Raw genomic sequence first — 18,604 nt, 5'->3', positions numbered from 1 at the left:
CTAATTCATTATTTTTTAGTTGTAATTATATCCTTTCGTACAAACAATTCCTAAAATTAATTTTAACTTAGCTTCAAAAGCTAAAAATACAAATCCGTACATCTCAATTTTAAAGGCTATGAAACAGATTACAGACATCCTTAACCTTAGAGAAGGAGAAGACGACAGAGCAAAAACATTAGAAACGGTCAAAAAAAACATTACGTTTAAAGGAGCCAATCTTTGGATATTGGCGTGTGCCATTATTGTGGCTTCGGTGGGTCTAAATGTAAACTCAACAGCCGTTATTATTGGGGCTATGCTAATTTCGCCACTTATGGGGCCAATCGTTGGTGCCGGATTTGCTCTGGGTATTTATGACTTTTCATTGCTTAAAAAATCCCTCAAAAATCTCCTTACTGCTACTGTTGTCAGTCTGGTGGTCTCAACTTTGTATTTTTACCTAAGCCCTTTTAAGGATGTTCAATCTGAATTATTAGCGAGAACTTCTCCTAATATCTACGACATCCTGATCGCTTTTTTTGGAGGCGTAGTAGGCGTTATTGCTGTAACGCGATCTGAAAAAGGAAATCCGATACCGGGAGTTGCCATTGCCACAGCGCTCATGCCTCCTTTGTGTACAGCAGGTTACGGGCTCGCTACAGCACAATGGACCTTTTTCTTGGGTGCTTTTTATTTGTATTGTATCAACTGTGTGTTTATAGGCATTGCGACATTTTTGATTATAAAATATCTGAATTATCCCGCTGTCAAACAGATCAATGAAAAACATCAAAAACGCGTAAAATACATCATTCCCTTCTTAATCATGATCATGCTGATACCAAGCAGTTATCTTGCCTATTCGCTCTACAGAGAACAACAATTTAAAAAAAATATCACTCTTTTTATCGAAAATGAATTTAGTGAAAAAGGATATACTGTTGTTTATAAAAAAACCGATTTTAATTCTAAAGGTAAAAAACTCGAACTGGCTTTCCTTGATAAGCGATTTTCATTAGTAGAAATAAAGGAGCTAAAAAATAAAATTAGTCATAATAAATACCTTTTGGGCACACAATTACTAATTCGCCAAGACAGTACCGATCGTTTTAACGCCATAAAAGGAGATATCCTGAATCAAATTAAAAGCAGTGAAAATGAAATGAGTCTCAAAGATGTAAAGATCATTAAACTCGAGAAAGAACTGAATAAAAATAAATTTGACAGTCGCCAAATTCTAAAAGAAACCAGTGTTTTATTTCCCAGCATCAACTCTATTTCCATATCCAAGACCGCATTAATCAATAAAAAAGACAGCCTTACCACTATAACAGCCGTTATTTATGATAGCAATAAGTCGTTGAATACGGCCGATAATGAAAAGTTAAAAAAATGGCTAAATGAACGCTTATCTGTAAAAGATGTAGCCCTTTACAAAAAATAATAATGCTCTTAAATTTTTTGTTTTTGTCTTTTGTTATAAAGATTTAAAACGCAAAATCCTGCAATCCCCGCTATTGTTGAAGCTATTAGAATAGCAAACTTCGCTTCATTTTGATGCAAAGGATCTTGAAATGACAGTAGAGCGATAAAAATAGACATCGTAAATCCGATTCCTCCCAGAAGTCCAAGTCCTAAAACATGAAACCAAGTGGTCGATTCGGGAAGTGCTGCAATCTTCAATTTTACAGACAACCATGACATTATAAAAATACCAATTGGCTTTCCTAAAAATAATCCCAAAATAATTCCAAGTCCCAAATTACTGGTTAGCCCATCAATCATAACAGATTCAAAAGTAATATTAGTATTGACAAGGGCAAAAATTGGCATTATAATAAAATTTACAGGACTTGTGAGGGCATGTTCTAATTTTTCGAGTGGCGAATCTGTATCATCTTCATTCGTAGGTAAAGTAATGGCTACAAGCACACCAGCTATGGTAGCATGAATTCCGGAATGATGAATAAAATACCAAATGAAAACCCCGGGTATTAAGTAAAAAAGCAAATTTTTAAACCCCATTCGGTTAAAAATGATTAATAAAACAAATAATGCTCCTGCATAACCTAAATAAAGAAAATGTAAATCTGAAGAATAAAATATAGCAATTACTAAAATTGCGATCAAATCGTCAACAATAGCCAAAGCGGCAAGAAATATTTTTAGCCCCGAAGGGACCTTATTGCCCAAAAGAGACAAAATTCCCAAAGCAAAAGCAATGTCTGTCGCCATCGGAATTCCCCAGCCCTTAGAAGTAAGAAAATCTCCGTTATTAAAAAATAAATAAATTAAAGCGGGTACCAAAACTCCACCAATAGCTGCCAATACAGGCAAAGCCGCCTGGGCAAATGAAGCTAGCTCTCCTTCGACTATTTCTCTTTTTATTTCTAATCCAACCAGAAGAAAAAACACGGCCATCAATCCATCATTGACCCAAAGCAAAATAGGATATTTAAGATGTATCGTACTGGTATTAAAACCCAATTCAAAATTGAGAATCTCCTTAAAACCTTCTGACCATTGCGAATTGGCAATAAGAAGCGAGATAAGAACACAAATTAATAAAAAAATTCCTCCTGCCGAAGACGAGCGGAAGAAGTGAGAAAATATCTTAAGATTGATTAGTTTTGCCATAATTACAAATTTAGTTTTTCAAAAGCATCTTTCCAAACATTACTGCGTGTAATGAAAACCATAACAATAAATTGATTGAAGGAGTACGATAATTTTGTTTAAAATTCGGCCGTTTTGATTCTCTGGAAAAAATCAATATTCCTTCGACTAAAGCATTTTTATTATCAAAGTTTAAAATTGAATAAAAATCGTATTTTAGTTCTGTAAAAATTCAAATAAAAACTTTTATTCTCAAAAAACATGAATCGAATTCTTTTATTACTTTCTGTTTTATTATTGGTTTCCTGCCAAAAACAAACCAACTCTACTACTGCTTTGGTAGATTATTTTAGTTATGACGATTCGACTACTGTTGAATCAGCTGGGGTAAAAATGATTCCGATAAAAACTCCTGTAGGCGATTTTAAAGTCTGGACAAAACGCTTTGGAAGTAATCCGAAAATAAAAATACTACTTCTTCACGGCGGTCCGGCCATGACTCATGAATATATGGAGTGTTTTGAAACATTCTTTCAGCGAGAAGGTTTTGAATTTTACGAATACGACCAACTGGGTTCTTATTACAGCGATCAGCCCAAAGACAGTACTCTCTGGACAACTGAACGTTTTGTAGAAGAAGTAGAACAGGTTCGTAAAGCTATTGGTGCCAATAAGTCTAATTTTTATGTTTTAGGAAATTCTTGGGGTGGAATTCTAGCGATGGAATATGCCTTAAAATATCAAAAAAACCTTAAAGGATTATTAGTTTCTAATATGATGGCGAGCGCTCCAGAATATGGAAAATATGCTGATGAAGTATTGGCAAAGCAAATGAAACCCGAAATTCTGGCCGAAATCAGAGCGCTTGAAGCGAAGAAAGATTTTGCCAATCCGAGATATATGGAATTGCTGATACCGAATTTTTATCACGAACACTTGTGTCGTTTAAAAGAATGGCCTGACGGTCTGAATCGTGCCAGCAAACACGTAAATGGAGAAGTGTACACGATGATGCAAGGTCCGAGTGAGTTTGGGATAAGCGGTCGTTTGAAACATTGGGACATTAAAAACAGATTGAAAGAAATCGCAGTTCCAACCCTGATGATTGGCGCTAAATACGACACCATGGACCCAAAAGCGATGGAAGAACAAAGCAAGCTCGTGCAAAAAGGGCGTTATTTATATTGCCCGAACGGAAGCCATCTGGCCATGTGGGACGATCAAAAAGTGTTTATGAAAGGCGTGATTGAATTTGTGAAAGATGTAGATTCAGGAGGGTTTTAAACTCTTAAATTATAAAATAAAATCGCTATGAAACAAATATCTAACAGCATTCACAAGAGCAAATAAGAGATTCTATTTCGACAACTAAAAAGGATACCATTGCTGGTATCCTTTAATGTAATGTAAGATGTGAAACATTTAGTTTAGCAATAAATAAATAAATTAAGTTAATTACATAATTTGATAAAAACCTTAATACCTCCTTTATTCAAAACATTGAAAGCAGTTATTTTATCATTTTCAATTAAAAAATAAAATAATATCTTTTGCTTTTCTTTTAAAACGAATATTTTTGAAAAATCAGTTTCTAAAAATTCTTTTTGAACTTTTATATCGTTCGATGCTTTTACTATACTTAATTTTGACAAATCCTTCGATTGAATTTCCTCTCTTATGGAAGAAATTCCGTCCTCTATAAATTTATCCAAAGCAGTTTTTTTGTCTACGTTGTCTTTGTTTTCACAAATGTATTGTTCTCTTACAGTAGCTAGTTCAATATTTTTATCCTTGCAAGAAGTAATAAAGTTTCGAATTAATTTATCCTCCTGACCTCGAACATTACAGCTTATAAGGAAAATCATTAAAAATGGTATCATTAAAAATTTCATAATTGGTTTAGTTTGCGTTAGAAAGTGCTATTCCCCCCGTAGTTTTTATAGTAGCCCCTGAAGGTAGTGACATATTTCGAATATCTTGTCCTAAATTACCGGGATTAGTTCCACCACCACCTGGCCACGAACCATCTGTGTTAGGCAAATTTAAACCACCTGCTGCTGAAACTTGTTGGGCAAAATCACTGCAGTTGTTCGTATTTAGATTATATTGAGCTGAATAACTTGTAATTTTTGAAATCACATTTGAGAATTGCGACGCATCTAATGTTTTAGATATTCTAACATCGTACGGGTGTGCGCTATCATTAATAAATGCAGGACTTGCACCTGGAGAAGTGAAAGGGTTTACAGCAGCAGAGGGATAAAAACCGACAACTCTAACAATTCCGTTTTGTTCAATAGCAATAAATGTATGTCCAACATCAGGATTGACTACACCACTATAAGCTGCAGAACCATTTGCAACTGGCTGATCAACATAGACATGAAGTGATCCGCCCGCATTTAAATTAAAACTTTTTAAGTAATCCTGCCTGTCTAATATCTTTTTGGCTTGATCAGGCGCGTTTAATAGGGTATTGGCGGACCATAGAAACATTGGACCTGATATACCTGGCATATATCCAGGTGGCAAAGTTCCTCCCGGCGTGTAATCAGGATACCATGTCCAAGAACTGCAAGTCGTATAAGGACCTACTGTAACCCAATAGGTGCATACATCTCTCTTGGTTCTATTTTGCAGAGGATCAAAATTATGCAAGTTTATTTGTTTTCCATTTTCATATTCACCTGAATACATAACTTTATTTTTATCATTTTGAACCGTTATATATCCCGAATATTCGGTACCGGTTTTATAAAGATTAAATTCCTTATTATTTTTATCAAAAAATTTATTTTTGGTAGTATAATCAACAGCAAATACTTTATACGTTCCTTCTTGACCTTCAATTAAAAGCAATCTCATGTAGGTCTTATATTCTTTGTCCACAACTACGTTTGAAGAGACATCATCTGTCATAAAAAGAGGCACCTCAATTGCTTTTCTGCCTTCTTCATTGATTACAAGTGCATTATCCCAATCTATCAGTTCTGTGTATTGCAATACATCTAAACTGGAATTATTAGACTGAAACCATTTTTTTGCATTTGCAACAGATAGATTTTCACTGTTTGAATTACTTTCTTCCGTTTGGCATTTTGAAAATAGGAAAACCGCGCTCATAAAAAGAGAAAAAGAAACAATTTTTTTTAATTTGTACATCATAGATTTAAATTAATATTTATTAGTCATTTATATGATGCGGTATAAATATGTTTGTCAATTAAGCTTATTATAAACAACAACCTACATCAATGATGAAATGTTACTTATTTATTCTTACAAAAAAAAGATAAATTGTATTTATTTTTAATTAGTATAAATAAACTTAATTTTTTTTACTTATACATTTGTATTAAAGCAAGTTCAATATTATAATACTCTTTATTTTTTTTGAAATTTAATATAGTTGAGTTCTATTAATGAATTTTCCACACATTTTTATTTATGATCTTCTTAACGGAAGGCACTTGACAACGTGGGACAACCAAAAAGTATTTATGAAAAGTGAGTTGTTCCTACATAAACCAATTGCCCTAGCCCCGATAGAAATGGAAATCCTTTTGTGCCGGGGTTCGGGACAAAAGATTGAAATGAATAGCGGGAATTAGCTCCTGAAAAAACTAAAACTTATTTCAATTTATCCATTCAAACCATCAATAACTTCTTTTGCAAGCTGAATACTCTTCAGTTTCGCCTGATGATCAAAAATTGGGCTGGTCGCCATAAGCTCATCAATTCTGGCATATTCAATGAATTTTTTAAGATCAATTGCCAGTTGTTCCGGGCTTCCGGCGAAAGTACAAGCGGTCATCTGATCGACGTGAAAACGTTCTTCTTCGCTCATAATATCGTCTAAAGAAGACACAGGAGGTTGTAAACCTTTACGATCGTTTCGAATTAAATTCAAAAACATTTGATACAAACTCGTTGATAAAAACTGTGCTTCTTCATTCGTATCTGCTGCGATAATATTAACGCAAGCCATTGTTTTTGGTTTTTCTAAAGTGGCAGAAGCCTGAAAATTTTCACGGTAAAACTCAAAAGCCTGAATCATTTGGCGTGGGGCAAAATGCCCCGCAAAAGCATACGGCAATCCATAAGCAGCGGCGAGCGCGGCACTTTCCATACTAGAACCTAAAATCCAAATCGGAACATTAGTGCCTTCTGCAGGAAAAGCGCGCACTTTGGCAGTGGCATTTTCGGCAGAAAAATAATCCTGAAGTTTGGTCACGTTTTGAGGGAAACGCTGTGCTTGCTCAAAAAAGTCCTTTCGTATCGCTTCTGCTGTGGGCTGATCGGTTCCTGGAGCTCTTCCTAAACCCAAATCGATACGGTTCGGATAGAGCGTTTCTAGTGTTCCAAATTGCTCAGCAACAATTAGCGGTGAGTGATTCGGCAACATAATACCTCCAGAACCCACCCTGATTTTTTGTGTTTGACTAGCAATATAACCAATCAAAACTACTGTCGCTGTACTCGCAACATGTGCCATATTATGATGCTCTGCCAACCAAAATCGCTTGTAACCTAGTTCATCTGCGAGCTGAGCTAATTCTTTTGTTTTCTGAAAAGTTGCTGCAGCATTACTATCCTGAGCAATAATAGCGAGTTCTAATATAGAGATTGAAATTGGGTCTTTCATGTTCTGTTTTTCTTTGATACAAAATTAATTCATTTCTGTCGAAGCCTTTTCTTTTGGCTTGTTAATAGATTTATAATGTTTTGAACCCATTCACTCAAAAAGAACAACAATATTATTTTGAAAATCAAATTTTCACAAGAATTTATAAGCAATAAGAAAGTGAAATGATTTTAACCCTAAATTTGTACTTCGAAAGATACATTCGATTTTAGCCTTTCCCTCAAATGATACACAAAATTTTAATAATAGACGACGAAGAAAAACTCAGAAGTCTGCTGGCACGCATTATAAAATCGGAAGGTTTTGAAGTAATGGAAGCCAAAGATTTGAAATCAGGCTTTAAGAAACTTGAACAAACAGATATTGATGTCGTTTTGTGTGATGTGAAATTACCCGACGGAAATGGTGTTGACTTTCTTCAAAACATAAAAACCAGTTTTCCTCTTATCGAAGTTATTTTACTAACTGCTTTCGGAAATATTGCCGATGGCGTTCAAGCTATGAAAAATGGTGCTTTTGATTATATTGTAAAAGGAGATGACAATGATAAAATTATTCCGCTTTTGTACAAAGCGGTCGAAAAAGTACAGTTGCAAAAAAAGGTACAACAGCTCGAAAAACGCATTGGCGATAAATATTCTTTTACGACCATTATCGGAAAATCAAAAGGAATTGAACAAGTGATCGATCTTGCTAAAAAAGTCGCCAAAACCGATTCGACCGTTTTGCTCACCGGCGAAACTGGAACCGGAAAAGAGGTTTTTGCCCAGGCTATTCATGAAAATAGTACGCGTTCTGGTAAATCTTTTGTCGCACTCAATTGCAGTACATTTAGCAAAGAAATTCTGGAAAGCGAGCTTTTCGGACACAAACAAGGTGCTTTTACCGGAGCTTTAAAAGACAAAAAAGGTTTTATCGAAGAAGCCAATGGCGGTACTTTATTTCTGGATGAAATTGGCGAAATGCCGATCGAATTGCAGGCCAAATTATTACGTGTTTTAGAAACCAGCGAATACATTCCGATTGGTGATACGACTCCAAAAAAATCCAATTTTAGGTTGATTGCCGCCACCAATCGGGATCTAAAAACAGAAAGTGACGAACACCGTTTTCGATCGGACTTATATTTTCGATTGAATATCTTTGAAATAAAACTTCCTCCGTTACGCGAAAGAATCAAAGATATTGCTCCTATAACACACTATTTTGTCAAACAATTTTCTGAAAAAACGAATAAAAAAACTTTAACTGTTGAGAGTAATTTTCTTCAAAAACTAGAAAATTATTCGTGGCCGGGTAATATTCGAGAACTCAAAAATGTGATAGAACGCTCGGTTATTCTATGCAATGGCGATGTTTTGACAGCTGATGTTTTGCCCTACGAAATGCAATTTCAGCCTGAAAAAGCAACCAAATCGATGTCGGCATTTTCTATGCAAAGTATCGAAAAATTGCATATTCAAAAGGTTTTAAATTATACAAAAGGAAATAAAGCCGAAAGTGCGCGTCTTCTCGAAATTGGAATTGCTACATTGTATCGAAAGCTGGAAGAATACGGAATTCAATGGTAATCTAAAAATCCAATTACAAAACATTTTACTGATTACATTTTACAATTCAATAACCTTATCATTTCAATAAAAGCTTATCATTTTGATAGGCTTTTTTTATGCCTAATTTTTGGCGCAAAACATCAACCCCTTTATAAACAACACCTTACCCATCACTACCCTTTTTCGGTCTGACTTTTGGCATAAGAGAGAAGAACATAAAAATTCATTCTCATGAAAAATCAAGTCACCTCAATCTACAAACAAGCCGAGCGCTTTGCCGAAATTACCAAAAAATCGATTATTTCAGGTAACATCGTTAGGGCAAAAAAATGTTTGGCACTTGCTGAGCGTTTGTTCATTAACGGAAGTTTCGAAACTAAAAATGCCATTTCGAATGTGTATATTTTTTCAGTTTCTTCTTTTATGGAAATGCGTCACTGCAATATTTCACATCTTTTTCCGCAATCGCTTAAAGCAGAATATATCAAGCAGATTAATACTTCGGGCGTCTAATTAGTAAGATGTTTTCTGCAATATGTTAGATGTCATTTCCTTTTACAAATTACATTTCGCCTCTCACATTATACATTTCACATTTCACTAAAATAAAAATCTATGTTAATTACCATTCTTTTACTCGCATTGGCAGTTTTGCTCTTTGCAATTTGTTTTAAATCAGTTGAATTTTTTGAAAAAATCTAAATCATGATCGCACTATTTATTGTTTCTATCGCTGTTTTCTCCTATTTGGTTTACGTATTAATCAAACCCGAAAAATTTTAAATCTTGTAAAAAGTTATAAGTGAGATGTTGAATGTTACATGTCGGTCTCATTTTACCTCTCACATTTTACAATTAACAAATCACATAATATGAACACAGAATTATTTGGCATCATTAGTATTTTTATCGTTACGGTAGTTTTAGCAATTCCGATAGGAAAATATATTGCTAAAGTTTATTTAAATAACAAAACCTTTCTTGATCCTATTTTCAATCCAATTGAAAAATTTATTTTTAAAATTAGTGGCATCAATTCCACTGAAGAAATGAACTGGAAACAGCACTTAAAAGCACTTTTAAGTGTCAATATGGTTTGGTTTTTCATTTGCTTTTTTATTTTACTTTTTCAAGGATCTTTATTTTTAAATCCTGATAACAATCCATCAATGTCTCCCGATTTAGCTTTTAATACCGCTATTTCATTTTTGGTCAATTGCAATTTACAGCATTATTCAGGTGAAACCGGTGTTTCTTACCTATCTCAAATGTTCCTTATGTTCCTGCAATTTGTTTCTGCTGGTGTGGGGATGGCCGCTGCTGCAATGGTTTTTACAGCTATGAAAGAAAGAACAACCGACAAATTAGGTAATTTCTACAATTATTTTATCAAAAGCTGTACACGTATTTTATTGCCACTTTCGGCTATTGTGGCTGTTGCCCTGCTGTTTAGCGGCACACCCATGACTTTTGAAGGAAAAGATGCTATTACTACCTTACAAGGAGATCATGTCCAAGTTTCCCGAGGCCCTGCTGCTGCTTTTATCGCCATTAAACATATTGGTACAAACGGTGGAGGTTTTTTTGGAGTTAACTCTGCACATCCATTAGAAAATCCTACTTATTTTACGAATGCTGTCGAATTGTGGGCGCAATTAATTATTCCGTTTGCTATGATTTTTGCTTTAGGTTTTTATCTAAAGAAAACAAAATTTGCTTACGTTGTTTTTGGTGTAATGACGGTTGGTTTTTTACTTCTGGTAGTCCCAACGGTGATAAGCGAAATTAACGGTAATCCCGCCATAGAAAAAATGGGAATTGCTCAAACAACTGGATCTATGGAGGGCAAAGAAGTTCGGTTTGGCCCTGCCATTTCAGGCTTTTGGAGTATTGCCACCACGGTAATTTCTACCGGTTCTGTAAACAGTATGCACGACAGTTCGATGCCCGTTTCTGGCACTATGGAATTGCTTGCCATGATGGTCAATGCCTTTTATGGCGGTTGCGGTGTTGGTTTCTTAAACTTTTATATTTTTATCATTCTGGCAGTATTTATTTCTGGTTTGATGGTAGGTCGAACACCTGAATTTTTAGGTAAAAAAATCGAAGCTCGAGAAGTAAAGATTGCTGCTTTTATTGCTATTCTTCATCCCTTATTAATATTATCAGGAACTGCTTTGGCTTCTTATTTTGCTGCAAATGATACCGCAATGGGGTATTGGTTTAGCGGAAACGCTACAGGTTGGTTGAATAATCCTGGACATCATGGATTTTCGGAAATGTTATATGAGTTTACTTCTAGTGCTGCCAATAATGGTTCTGGTTTTGAAGGTTTGGGTGATAACAATCCGTTTTGGAATATTACAACAGGAATTGTATTGCTATTGAGCCGTTTCATTCCAATTATTGGACCATTGGCGATAGCTGGATTACTCGCTAATAAAAAATATATCCCAGAAAGCGCAGGAACATTAAAAACAGATACTACCATTTTTGGAATAATGGTTTTTGCTGTAATCGCCATTATTGCCGCCTTATCATTCTTTCCAGCGTTGGCTTTAGGTCCATTGGCAGAATATTTTACTTTAAAATAATATAAAAGAAAAATGACAACTAATAAATCTACTTCATTGTTTGAAAGTAAGCAGGTAAAAGAAGCCTTAGTGCAATCTTTTGTAAAGCTTAACCCTAAAATAATGTTCAAAAATCCGGTAATGTTTACCGTAGAAATAGGAACTGCAATTATGTTTGTTGTATGTGCCGCCATTTTATTTGGAGCACAAGATCAAGGTAGCTTTGCCTATAATTTTATTGTATTTTTGATTTTACTAGCAACGCTTTTGTTTGCCAATTTTGCCGAAGCTATTGCCGAAGCCAGAGGAAAAGCACAAGCTGATAGTTTAAGAAAAACACGTGAAGAAACTCCTGCTAGACAAATTTTACCCAACGGAGAAATCAAAAATATCAGTTCATCAGAATTAAAAAAAGGAGATGTTTTTGTTTGCGAAGCAGGAGATTTAATTGCTACTGATGGTGAAATTATCGAAGGTTTAGCCACTATCGACGAAAGTGCTATCACAGGAGAAAGTGCTCCAGTAATTCGGGAAGCGGGTGGTGACAAATCATCGGTAACTGGAGGAACAAAAGTGTTGTCTGACAAAATCAAAGTAATTGTAACCTCTGAACCTGGCGAAAGCTTTTTGGACAAAATGATCGCTTTGGTTGAAGGAGCAAGTCGCCAGAAAACTCCAAACGAAATTGCGCTAACTATTTTATTAGCCGCATTTACATTAATCTTCGTAATTGTGTGTGTTACACTAAAACCATTTGCCGACTATGCCAATGCACCTATAACAATCGCTGCTTTTATTGCGCTTTTTGTATGTTTGATTCCAACCACAATTGGTGGCTTACTTTCTGCCATTGGAATTGCGGGAATGGACAGAGCGTTGCGCGCCAACGTCATTACAAAATCAGGAAAAGCAGTTGAAACTGCTGGAGACATTGACGTTTTGCTTTTGGATAAAACTGGAACAATCACTATTGGAAACAGAAAAGCAACGAATTTTTATCCTGCAAAAGGCGTTTCAGAAGAAGATTTTATTAAGTCTGCGGTATTGAGTTCCCTAGCAGATGACACTCCGGAAGGAAAAAGCATACTTGAATTAAGTGAAATATTAGATGTAAAAGGTACCCTAAAAGAAAGCATTTCACATCTTACAGATCACATTTCACAAACTATAAAATTTACCGCAGAAACCCGAACTTCAGGAGTTATTTTAAAAGACGGAACCAATATTAGAAAAGGGGCGCAGGACGCTGCCAAAAATATTGCATTGCAGGCAGGAAATAATTTCCCTGAAGATACTGCACAAAAGGTAATCGATATTTCATCTAAAGGTGGAACACCACTAGTTGTAATTAAAAACAATCAGGTTCAAGGTGTAATTGAATTGCAGGATATCATTAAAACTGGAATGAAAGAACGTTTTGAACGCTTACGCAAAATGGGTGTAAAAACGGTGATGGTTACCGGAGATAATCCGCTTACGGCAAAGTTTATCGCAGAAGCTGCTGGTGTAGATGATTTTATTGCCGAAGCAAAACCGGAGGATAAAATGAACTACATCAAAAACGAACAAAATCTAGGTAAACTTGTTGCCATGATGGGTGACGGAACCAATGACGCTCCTGCCCTAGCGCAAGCCAATGTGGGTGTTGCCATGAATAGCGGAACTCAGGCAGCGAAAGAAGCTGGAAACATGGTCGATCTTGACAATGACCCCACAAAATTGATCGAGATTATCGAAATCGGAAAACAGTTGTTGATGACTCGAGGAACTTTAACGACGTTCTCGATTGCTAATGATGTTGCTAAATATTTTGCTATTGTTCCTGCGCTTTTTATTACCGCAATTCCTGCGCTTGAAGGCTTGAATATCATGCGTTTGCACAGTCCAGAAAGTGCGATTCTATCAGCTGTGATTTTTAATGCCATTATTATTCCGATATTGATTCCACTAGCATTGAGAGGTGTTGATTATAAACCAATTGGTGCAAGTGCCATCCTAAAAAGAAACCTATTGATTTATGGATTAGGTGGTTTGATTGTTCCTTTTATCGGAATTAAATTAATCGATTTACTTGTAACACTATTTATGTAAATAAGTCACTAAGGCGCTGAGGCGCTAAGCTGCTAAGTTTTTTCTTAGTGTCTTAGAAACTTAGTTCCTTAGTAGCTCAGTAACTTAGAAACTTAAAAAAAATGAAAAACATATTTTCAATGATAAAATTCACTCTTTTAATAGTGGTTTTATTCGCAGTAATTTATCCTTTGGCAGTTTACGGAATTGCTCAATTTGCTCCCAATCAAGGAAAAGGAGAAACCATTTCGGTTAACGGAAAAGTAGTTGGTTACCAAAAAATTGGTCAGAAATTTGATCAATCGAATTATTTCTGGGGACGACCTTCGGCGGTAGATTATAATGCTGCGGGAAGCGGAGGAAGTAACAAAGGAGCTAGTAATAAAGAGTATCTTGCTTTGGTTCAAAAAAGAATTGATACTTTTTTAATTGTGCATCCTTACTTGAAAAAATCGGAGATTCCTGCAGAAATGGTTACCGCTTCGGGAAGCGGATTGGATCCGAATATTTCGCCAGAAGGCGCTTTGATTCAGGTAAAACGTGTGGCCAAAGAAAGAAAATTAGCTGAAGCTAAAGTAAAAGCTTTGGTAGAGTCTAAAATTAATACACCAACAGTTATGGGAACTCCAATAATAAATGTTTTGGAATTGAATGTGGCTTTGGATCAATTGAAGTAATTTTTAAGTTACTGAGATTCTAAGTCTACAAGACTCTGATTTTTTTATATACGCATTTTTGTCATCCCTCGTTCCTCGGGATGACAAGCAGACTGGAAAATTGAAATCGAAAAATCAAACTTTAAAATTAATACCTAACAGGTTTTAGAAACCTGTTAGGAAAATAAAAGTACTTTTGCCCCGAGTTTTCTAGCCCCGATAGTAGTGGAAATCCTTTTACTTTTTTCTTTAAAAAGTAAAAGATTGAAACGAATAGTGGGAAATAGCTTCTAAAAAACATACTGATAAAAACTAATGAGGATGAGATTACTTCGTTCCTCGCAATGATCTAAAAATGAAAAAAATAATACTTACTGCTTTAATCGCTTTTGGTTTTAGCAATTTACAAGCACAAGAAGAATCAAAAAATGTCCTTACTTTTTCGGGATATGTAGATACTTACTACAGTTATGATTTTGGAAAACCAGACAATCATGCGCGTCCGGGATTTTTTTACAATTATAATAAAAGCAACGAAGTCAACCTAAATTTGGGGCTGGCAAAAGTGAATTACTCAAAAGATAATATTCGTGGAAATTTTGCTTTGATGGCAGGAACTTATGCAGAATACAACATGGCGGCCGAGCAAGGTTTGTTGAAAAACGTTTACGAAGCCAATGTAGGCGTGAAGATTTCGCAACGCCATAATTTATGGATTGATGCCGGAATTATGCCTTCGCATATTGGTTTTGAAAGCGCAATTGGCAAAGATTGCCAGACTCTAACCCGAAGTATTCTGGCCGAAAACTCGCCTTATTATGAAGCGGGAGTGAAAATTGGTTACACATCAGCATCCGGAAAATGGTACCTGGCTGGAATGTATTTGAATGGCTGGCAACGAATTCAGAAAATAGAAGGCAATCATACTCCTGCTTTTGGGACGCAGATTACTTATAAACCTTCGGACAAAATTGTGTTGAACTGGAGTACTTATGCTGGAAACGAGCAAGCTGATATTGATAAAAAATGGCGCTACTTTAATGACTTTTACGGACAATTAAAATTAACCGATAAAACAAATATTACGGCTGGTGTTGATGTTGGCTCGCAACAATCGGCTAAAAATAGTAACAAATATGATACTTGGTTTTCGCCAGTTCTGATTCTACAATACAAACCAACAGATAAAATTCAGCTGGCAGCTCGCGGCGAATATTACAGTGATGAAAAAGGTGTGATTATCCCAACTGAAACTCCAAACGGTTTTAAAACTTACGGATTTTCAGCTAATTTTGATTACTTAGTTACTGATAATGTTATGTTTAGAATTGAAGCCAGAAATCTTTCGAGCAAAGATGAAATATTTACAAAAGACAATCTTCCAGCAAATACCAATACATTTGTAACGACTTCGTTGGCGATTTCATTTTAATATAGTGAAATGTTTTTTGTAAAATGTAAAATGTCTTCAATACATCTTACATTTTACAAAAAACATCTTACCTCGTAAAATATGGAACAGAAAAATAACGCACAGCACTTTCTCGATTTGATTCAGAAATCAAGAAAAGGAAAGTTTAAAGTTTACATTGGGATGAGTGCTGGTGTGGGCAAGACTTTTCGGATGCTGCAAGAAGCACATTCGCTATTAAAAAACGGAATCGATGTGAAAATTGGTTACATCGAAACACATATGCGCAAGGAAACCCACGAGCTCTTGTTTGGTTTACCTGTGATTCCGCGGAGGACTATTTTCTATAAAGGAAAAGAATTGGAAGAACTCGATGTACAAGCCATTATAAATCTGAGACCTGAAGTGGTAATAGTTGATGAATTGGCGCATACCAACGTTGAGGGAAGCAAAAACGAGAAACGCTGGCAGGATGTTTTAGAAATTCTGGAAGCAGGAATCAACGTGATTTCGGCGGTAAATATTCAGCATATTGAGAGTTTAAACCAGGACGTAAAACGCATTACGGGCATTGATGTTCAGGAGCGAATTCCGGATAATGTGTTGCGCTTGGCGGATGAAGTGGTTAATATAGATTTGACTTCGGAGGATTTGATTGCCCGTTTAAAAGAAGGAAAAATTTATACAGCAGACAAAATTCAGACCGCATTAACTAATTTTTTTAAGTCGGAACAAATTTTACAATTACGAGAATTGGCATTGAAAGAAGTAGCGAGCCAAGTCGTTCGAAAAGTAGAAAATGAAGTTCCTAAGCTCCAAGCCTTAAAGCACGAAAAGCTTCTGGCTTGCATTAGTAGCAATGATAAAACAGCCAAAATAGTCATCAGAAAAGCGGCACGTCTGGCGAGTTATTACAACGGAATGTGGTATGTTTTGTATGTTGAAACGCCACAGGAAAGCAGTACCAAAATAGCATTAGACAAACAGCGTCATTTGATTAATAATTTTAAATTGGCCGTACAATTAGGCGCAGAAGTCATTAAAATAGAAAACAAAAACATTGCAGATGCTATTTTAATGACCGTAGAAGAAAAACAAATTACAACGGTTTGCATCGGAAAACCACATTTGAATTTATTTAAAGTAATTTTGTCTACAACTATTTTTAGAAGGCTTTTAAATCGGCTTTCTTTATCAAATGTTGATCTTGTTATACTTTCGTGAAATGAAAAATGACGTATGTGAGATGTAATATGTTAAATGTAAAATAGATTTTTTAATACCATCTCACATTTTACAAATAACATTTTACACTAATAATAATTAAATTTAGAGGATGAGGTTGCTTCGTTCCTCGCAATGATATCATGAGAATTAAGACCAAATTGAATCTGGGCGTTGGATTGTTATTTATTTTAATAATAATTCTTTCATTAGTGAGTGCTTTTTATATTTTTTCGATAAAAAAAGACACTGAGAATATTCTTAAAGCCAATTACAATACACTGGAATATTCCAGAAATATGCTTTTGTCTTTGGACGAGATTAGAACCAACACAGATAATGATACTGCCATTCGTACTTTTAAAGAAAATCTCCAGAAACAAACGCAAAACATAACCGAAACAGGTGAGCAAAAAGTAACGGATAATGTGAAGGTAAATTTTGCTCTTTTAGAAAAAAATAGGTCGAGCGAAGTTGCTAAAACCCAAATTAGACAAGATATTTTTGCGATTATGAAACTCAATATGAATGCCATAAAGCAAAAGAGCGATATTGCCAAACATACTGCCGAAACAGCCAATTTATGGATTGCTATTGTAGGTACTTTATGCTTTTTGATCGCCTTTAATTTATTGATTAATTTACCGCATAACATTGCCAATCCGATTAAAGAACTGACTTTAAGCATCAAGGAAATTGCCAATAAAAATTATTCGGAGCGCGTGCATTTTACCAATCATAACGAATATGGCGATCTAGCCAAATCGTTTAATACCATGGCACAAAAACTCGAAGAATACAATAGTAGCAATTTGTACAAACTGTTTTTTGAAAAAAAACGCCTCGAAACGCTTATCAATAATATGCACGATCCTATTATTGGTTTAGACAATCAGGGTATTATTTTATTTGTGAATGATGAAGCACTAAAAATTATTGGCCTGAAATCGGAAGATGTTATCGGAAAATCGGCTTCTCAACTGGCTTTATCAAATGATTTGATTCGTTCTCTAATTTTGAAAGAACTTGCAACCGATGCTCAGAAAAAACAACCCATGAAAATTTTTGCCAATGAAAAAGAAAGTTATTTTGACAAAGAAACACTCAATATCACGATAACTCCAACGGGCGAAGAAAATGAAATTAACATTGGGGACGTGATTATTTTGCGAAATATTACCTTATTTAAAGAACTTGATTTTGCCAAAACCAATTTTATCGCAACGGTTTCGCACGAATTAAAAACCCCAATTGCTTCTATCAAATTAAGCCTTCAATTGCTTGAAAATGCCAAAACTGGCGAGATGAATGATGACCAAAAACAATTGGTAGAAAGTATCAAAGATGACAGCCAAAGATTGCTTAAAATTACTGGCGAATTACTGAATTTATCACAATTAGAGACAGGAAATATCCAGCTGAATATAGAAAAAAGTAATCCGTACGCCATTGTCAATTATGCTACCGAAGCGGTAAAAGTGCAAGCCGATCAAAAGCAAATAAAACTCATCATTGATGCTCCTGAACACCTGTCTCAAGTAAAAGCAGACAGCGAAAAAACAGGCTGGGTTTTGATTAATTATTTGTCGAATGCCATTACTTATTCATCTGAAAAAAGCACAATTATCATCCGATTAAAAGAAGAAAACAATCAGATTGTATTTCAAGTAATTGATACCGGAAAAGGAATTGACGCACGTTATAAAGACAAAGTTTTTGATAAATATTTTCAGATTCCGGGAAGTCAAAAATCAGGAACAGGATTAGGTTTGGCGATCAGCAAAGAATTTATCGAAGCCCAAAACGGAACTATTGGTGTAGAAAGCAATTTAGGATTGGGAAGTACTTTTTGGTTTGCACTGAAAATGGAATAA

15 protein-coding genes are annotated in these 18,604 nt (G+C 35.2%); 11 read left to right on the top strand and 4 right to left on the bottom strand.

All coding sequences use genetic code 11. The annotated features are described in order from the left end of the window. The first annotated feature begins 118 nt into the window (after positions 1–118). Positions 119–1,426: a DUF389 domain-containing protein gene (locus LNP22_RS09805; protein WP_229973294.1), complete on the top strand. Its 1,308-nt coding sequence runs from the start codon at positions 119–121 to the stop codon at positions 1,424–1,426. An 8-nt stretch (positions 1,427–1,434) separates the two neighbouring features. Here LNP22_RS09805 and nhaA read toward each other — a convergent pair whose 3' ends face one another. Then, positions 1,435–2,619: a Na+/H+ antiporter NhaA gene (gene nhaA / locus LNP22_RS09800; RefSeq protein WP_229973293.1), complete on the bottom strand. Its 1,185-nt coding sequence runs from the start codon at positions 2,617–2,619 to the stop codon at positions 1,435–1,437. Positions 2,620–2,859: 240 nt separating this feature from the next. Between nhaA and LNP22_RS09795 the strand changes: the two genes are divergently transcribed. Continuing rightward, a complete protein-coding gene (locus LNP22_RS09795; protein ID WP_229973292.1) occupies positions 2,860–3,882 on the top strand; it encodes a proline-specific peptidase family protein in 1,023 nt (340 codons plus the stop codon). Positions 3,883–4,049: 167 nt separating this feature from the next. On the opposite strand, the gene LNP22_RS09790 is transcribed toward LNP22_RS09795, so the two are convergent. The 3 genes from LNP22_RS09790 to LNP22_RS09780 form a co-directional block, all read right to left on the bottom strand. Continuing rightward, positions 4,050–4,490 (bottom strand): hypothetical protein, encoded by a 441-nt coding sequence (locus tag LNP22_RS09790; RefSeq protein WP_229973291.1) that lies wholly within the window; start codon positions 4,488–4,490, stop codon positions 4,050–4,052. Between the two features lie 7 nt (positions 4,491–4,497). Beyond that, positions 4,498–5,763: a hypothetical protein gene (locus tag LNP22_RS09785; protein ID WP_229973290.1), complete on the bottom strand. Its 1,266-nt coding sequence runs from the start codon at positions 5,761–5,763 to the stop codon at positions 4,498–4,500. Positions 5,764–6,238: 475 nt separating this feature from the next. Continuing rightward, on the bottom strand, positions 6,239–7,243 hold the full coding sequence (locus tag LNP22_RS09780) for an LLM class flavin-dependent oxidoreductase (RefSeq protein ID WP_229973289.1): 1,005 nt from the start codon (positions 7,241–7,243) through the stop codon (positions 6,239–6,241). Between the two features lie 224 nt (positions 7,244–7,467). Here LNP22_RS09780 and LNP22_RS09775 point away from each other — a divergent pair, with 224 nt between their 5' ends. The 9 genes from LNP22_RS09775 to LNP22_RS09735 all read left to right on the top strand — a co-directional run bounded on the left by LNP22_RS09775 (position 7,468) and on the right by LNP22_RS09735 (position 18,604). Further along, a complete protein-coding gene (locus LNP22_RS09775; protein WP_229973288.1) occupies positions 7,468–8,814 on the top strand; it encodes a sigma-54-dependent transcriptional regulator in 1,347 nt (448 codons plus the stop codon). 213 nt (positions 8,815–9,027) lie between these two features. Next, positions 9,028–9,309, top strand: a complete 282-nt coding sequence (locus LNP22_RS09770) for a DUF7674 family protein (RefSeq protein ID WP_229973287.1) — start codon at positions 9,028–9,030, stop codon at positions 9,307–9,309. Between the two features lie 192 nt (positions 9,310–9,501). Continuing rightward, complete coding sequence (gene kdpF, locus LNP22_RS09765) at positions 9,502–9,579, top strand: K(+)-transporting ATPase subunit F (RefSeq protein WP_229976373.1); 78 nt, start codon at positions 9,502–9,504, stop codon at positions 9,577–9,579. An 89-nt stretch (positions 9,580–9,668) separates the two neighbouring features. Next, positions 9,669–11,390, top strand: a complete 1,722-nt coding sequence (gene kdpA, locus LNP22_RS09760) for a potassium-transporting ATPase subunit KdpA (RefSeq protein WP_229973286.1) — start codon at positions 9,669–9,671, stop codon at positions 11,388–11,390. Between the two features lie 12 nt (positions 11,391–11,402). Continuing rightward, positions 11,403–13,460, top strand: coding sequence for a potassium-transporting ATPase subunit KdpB (gene kdpB / locus LNP22_RS09755; RefSeq protein WP_229973285.1), 2,058 nt, complete (start codon positions 11,403–11,405; stop codon positions 13,458–13,460). Between the two features lie 101 nt (positions 13,461–13,561). Continuing rightward, entirely contained in the window at positions 13,562–14,116 is a 555-nt protein-coding gene (locus LNP22_RS09750) for a K(+)-transporting ATPase subunit C (protein WP_229973284.1), read from the top strand. A 334-nt stretch (positions 14,117–14,450) separates the two neighbouring features. Continuing rightward, entirely contained in the window at positions 14,451–15,527 is a 1,077-nt protein-coding gene (locus LNP22_RS09745) for a porin (protein WP_229973283.1), read from the top strand. An 81-nt stretch (positions 15,528–15,608) separates the two neighbouring features. Next, a complete protein-coding gene (locus LNP22_RS09740; protein WP_229973282.1) occupies positions 15,609–16,730 on the top strand; it encodes a sensor protein KdpD in 1,122 nt (373 codons plus the stop codon). Positions 16,731–16,873: 143 nt separating this feature from the next. Beyond that, positions 16,874–18,604: a HAMP domain-containing sensor histidine kinase gene (locus tag LNP22_RS09735; protein WP_229973281.1), complete on the top strand. Its 1,731-nt coding sequence runs from the start codon at positions 16,874–16,876 to the stop codon at positions 18,602–18,604.

This window comes from Flavobacterium flavipigmentatum (assembly GCF_020911905.1).
GTDB lineage: Bacteria > Bacteroidota > Bacteroidia > Flavobacteriales > Flavobacteriaceae > Flavobacterium > Flavobacterium flavipigmentatum.
This window is presented reverse-complemented; position numbering and strand designations above follow the sequence as displayed.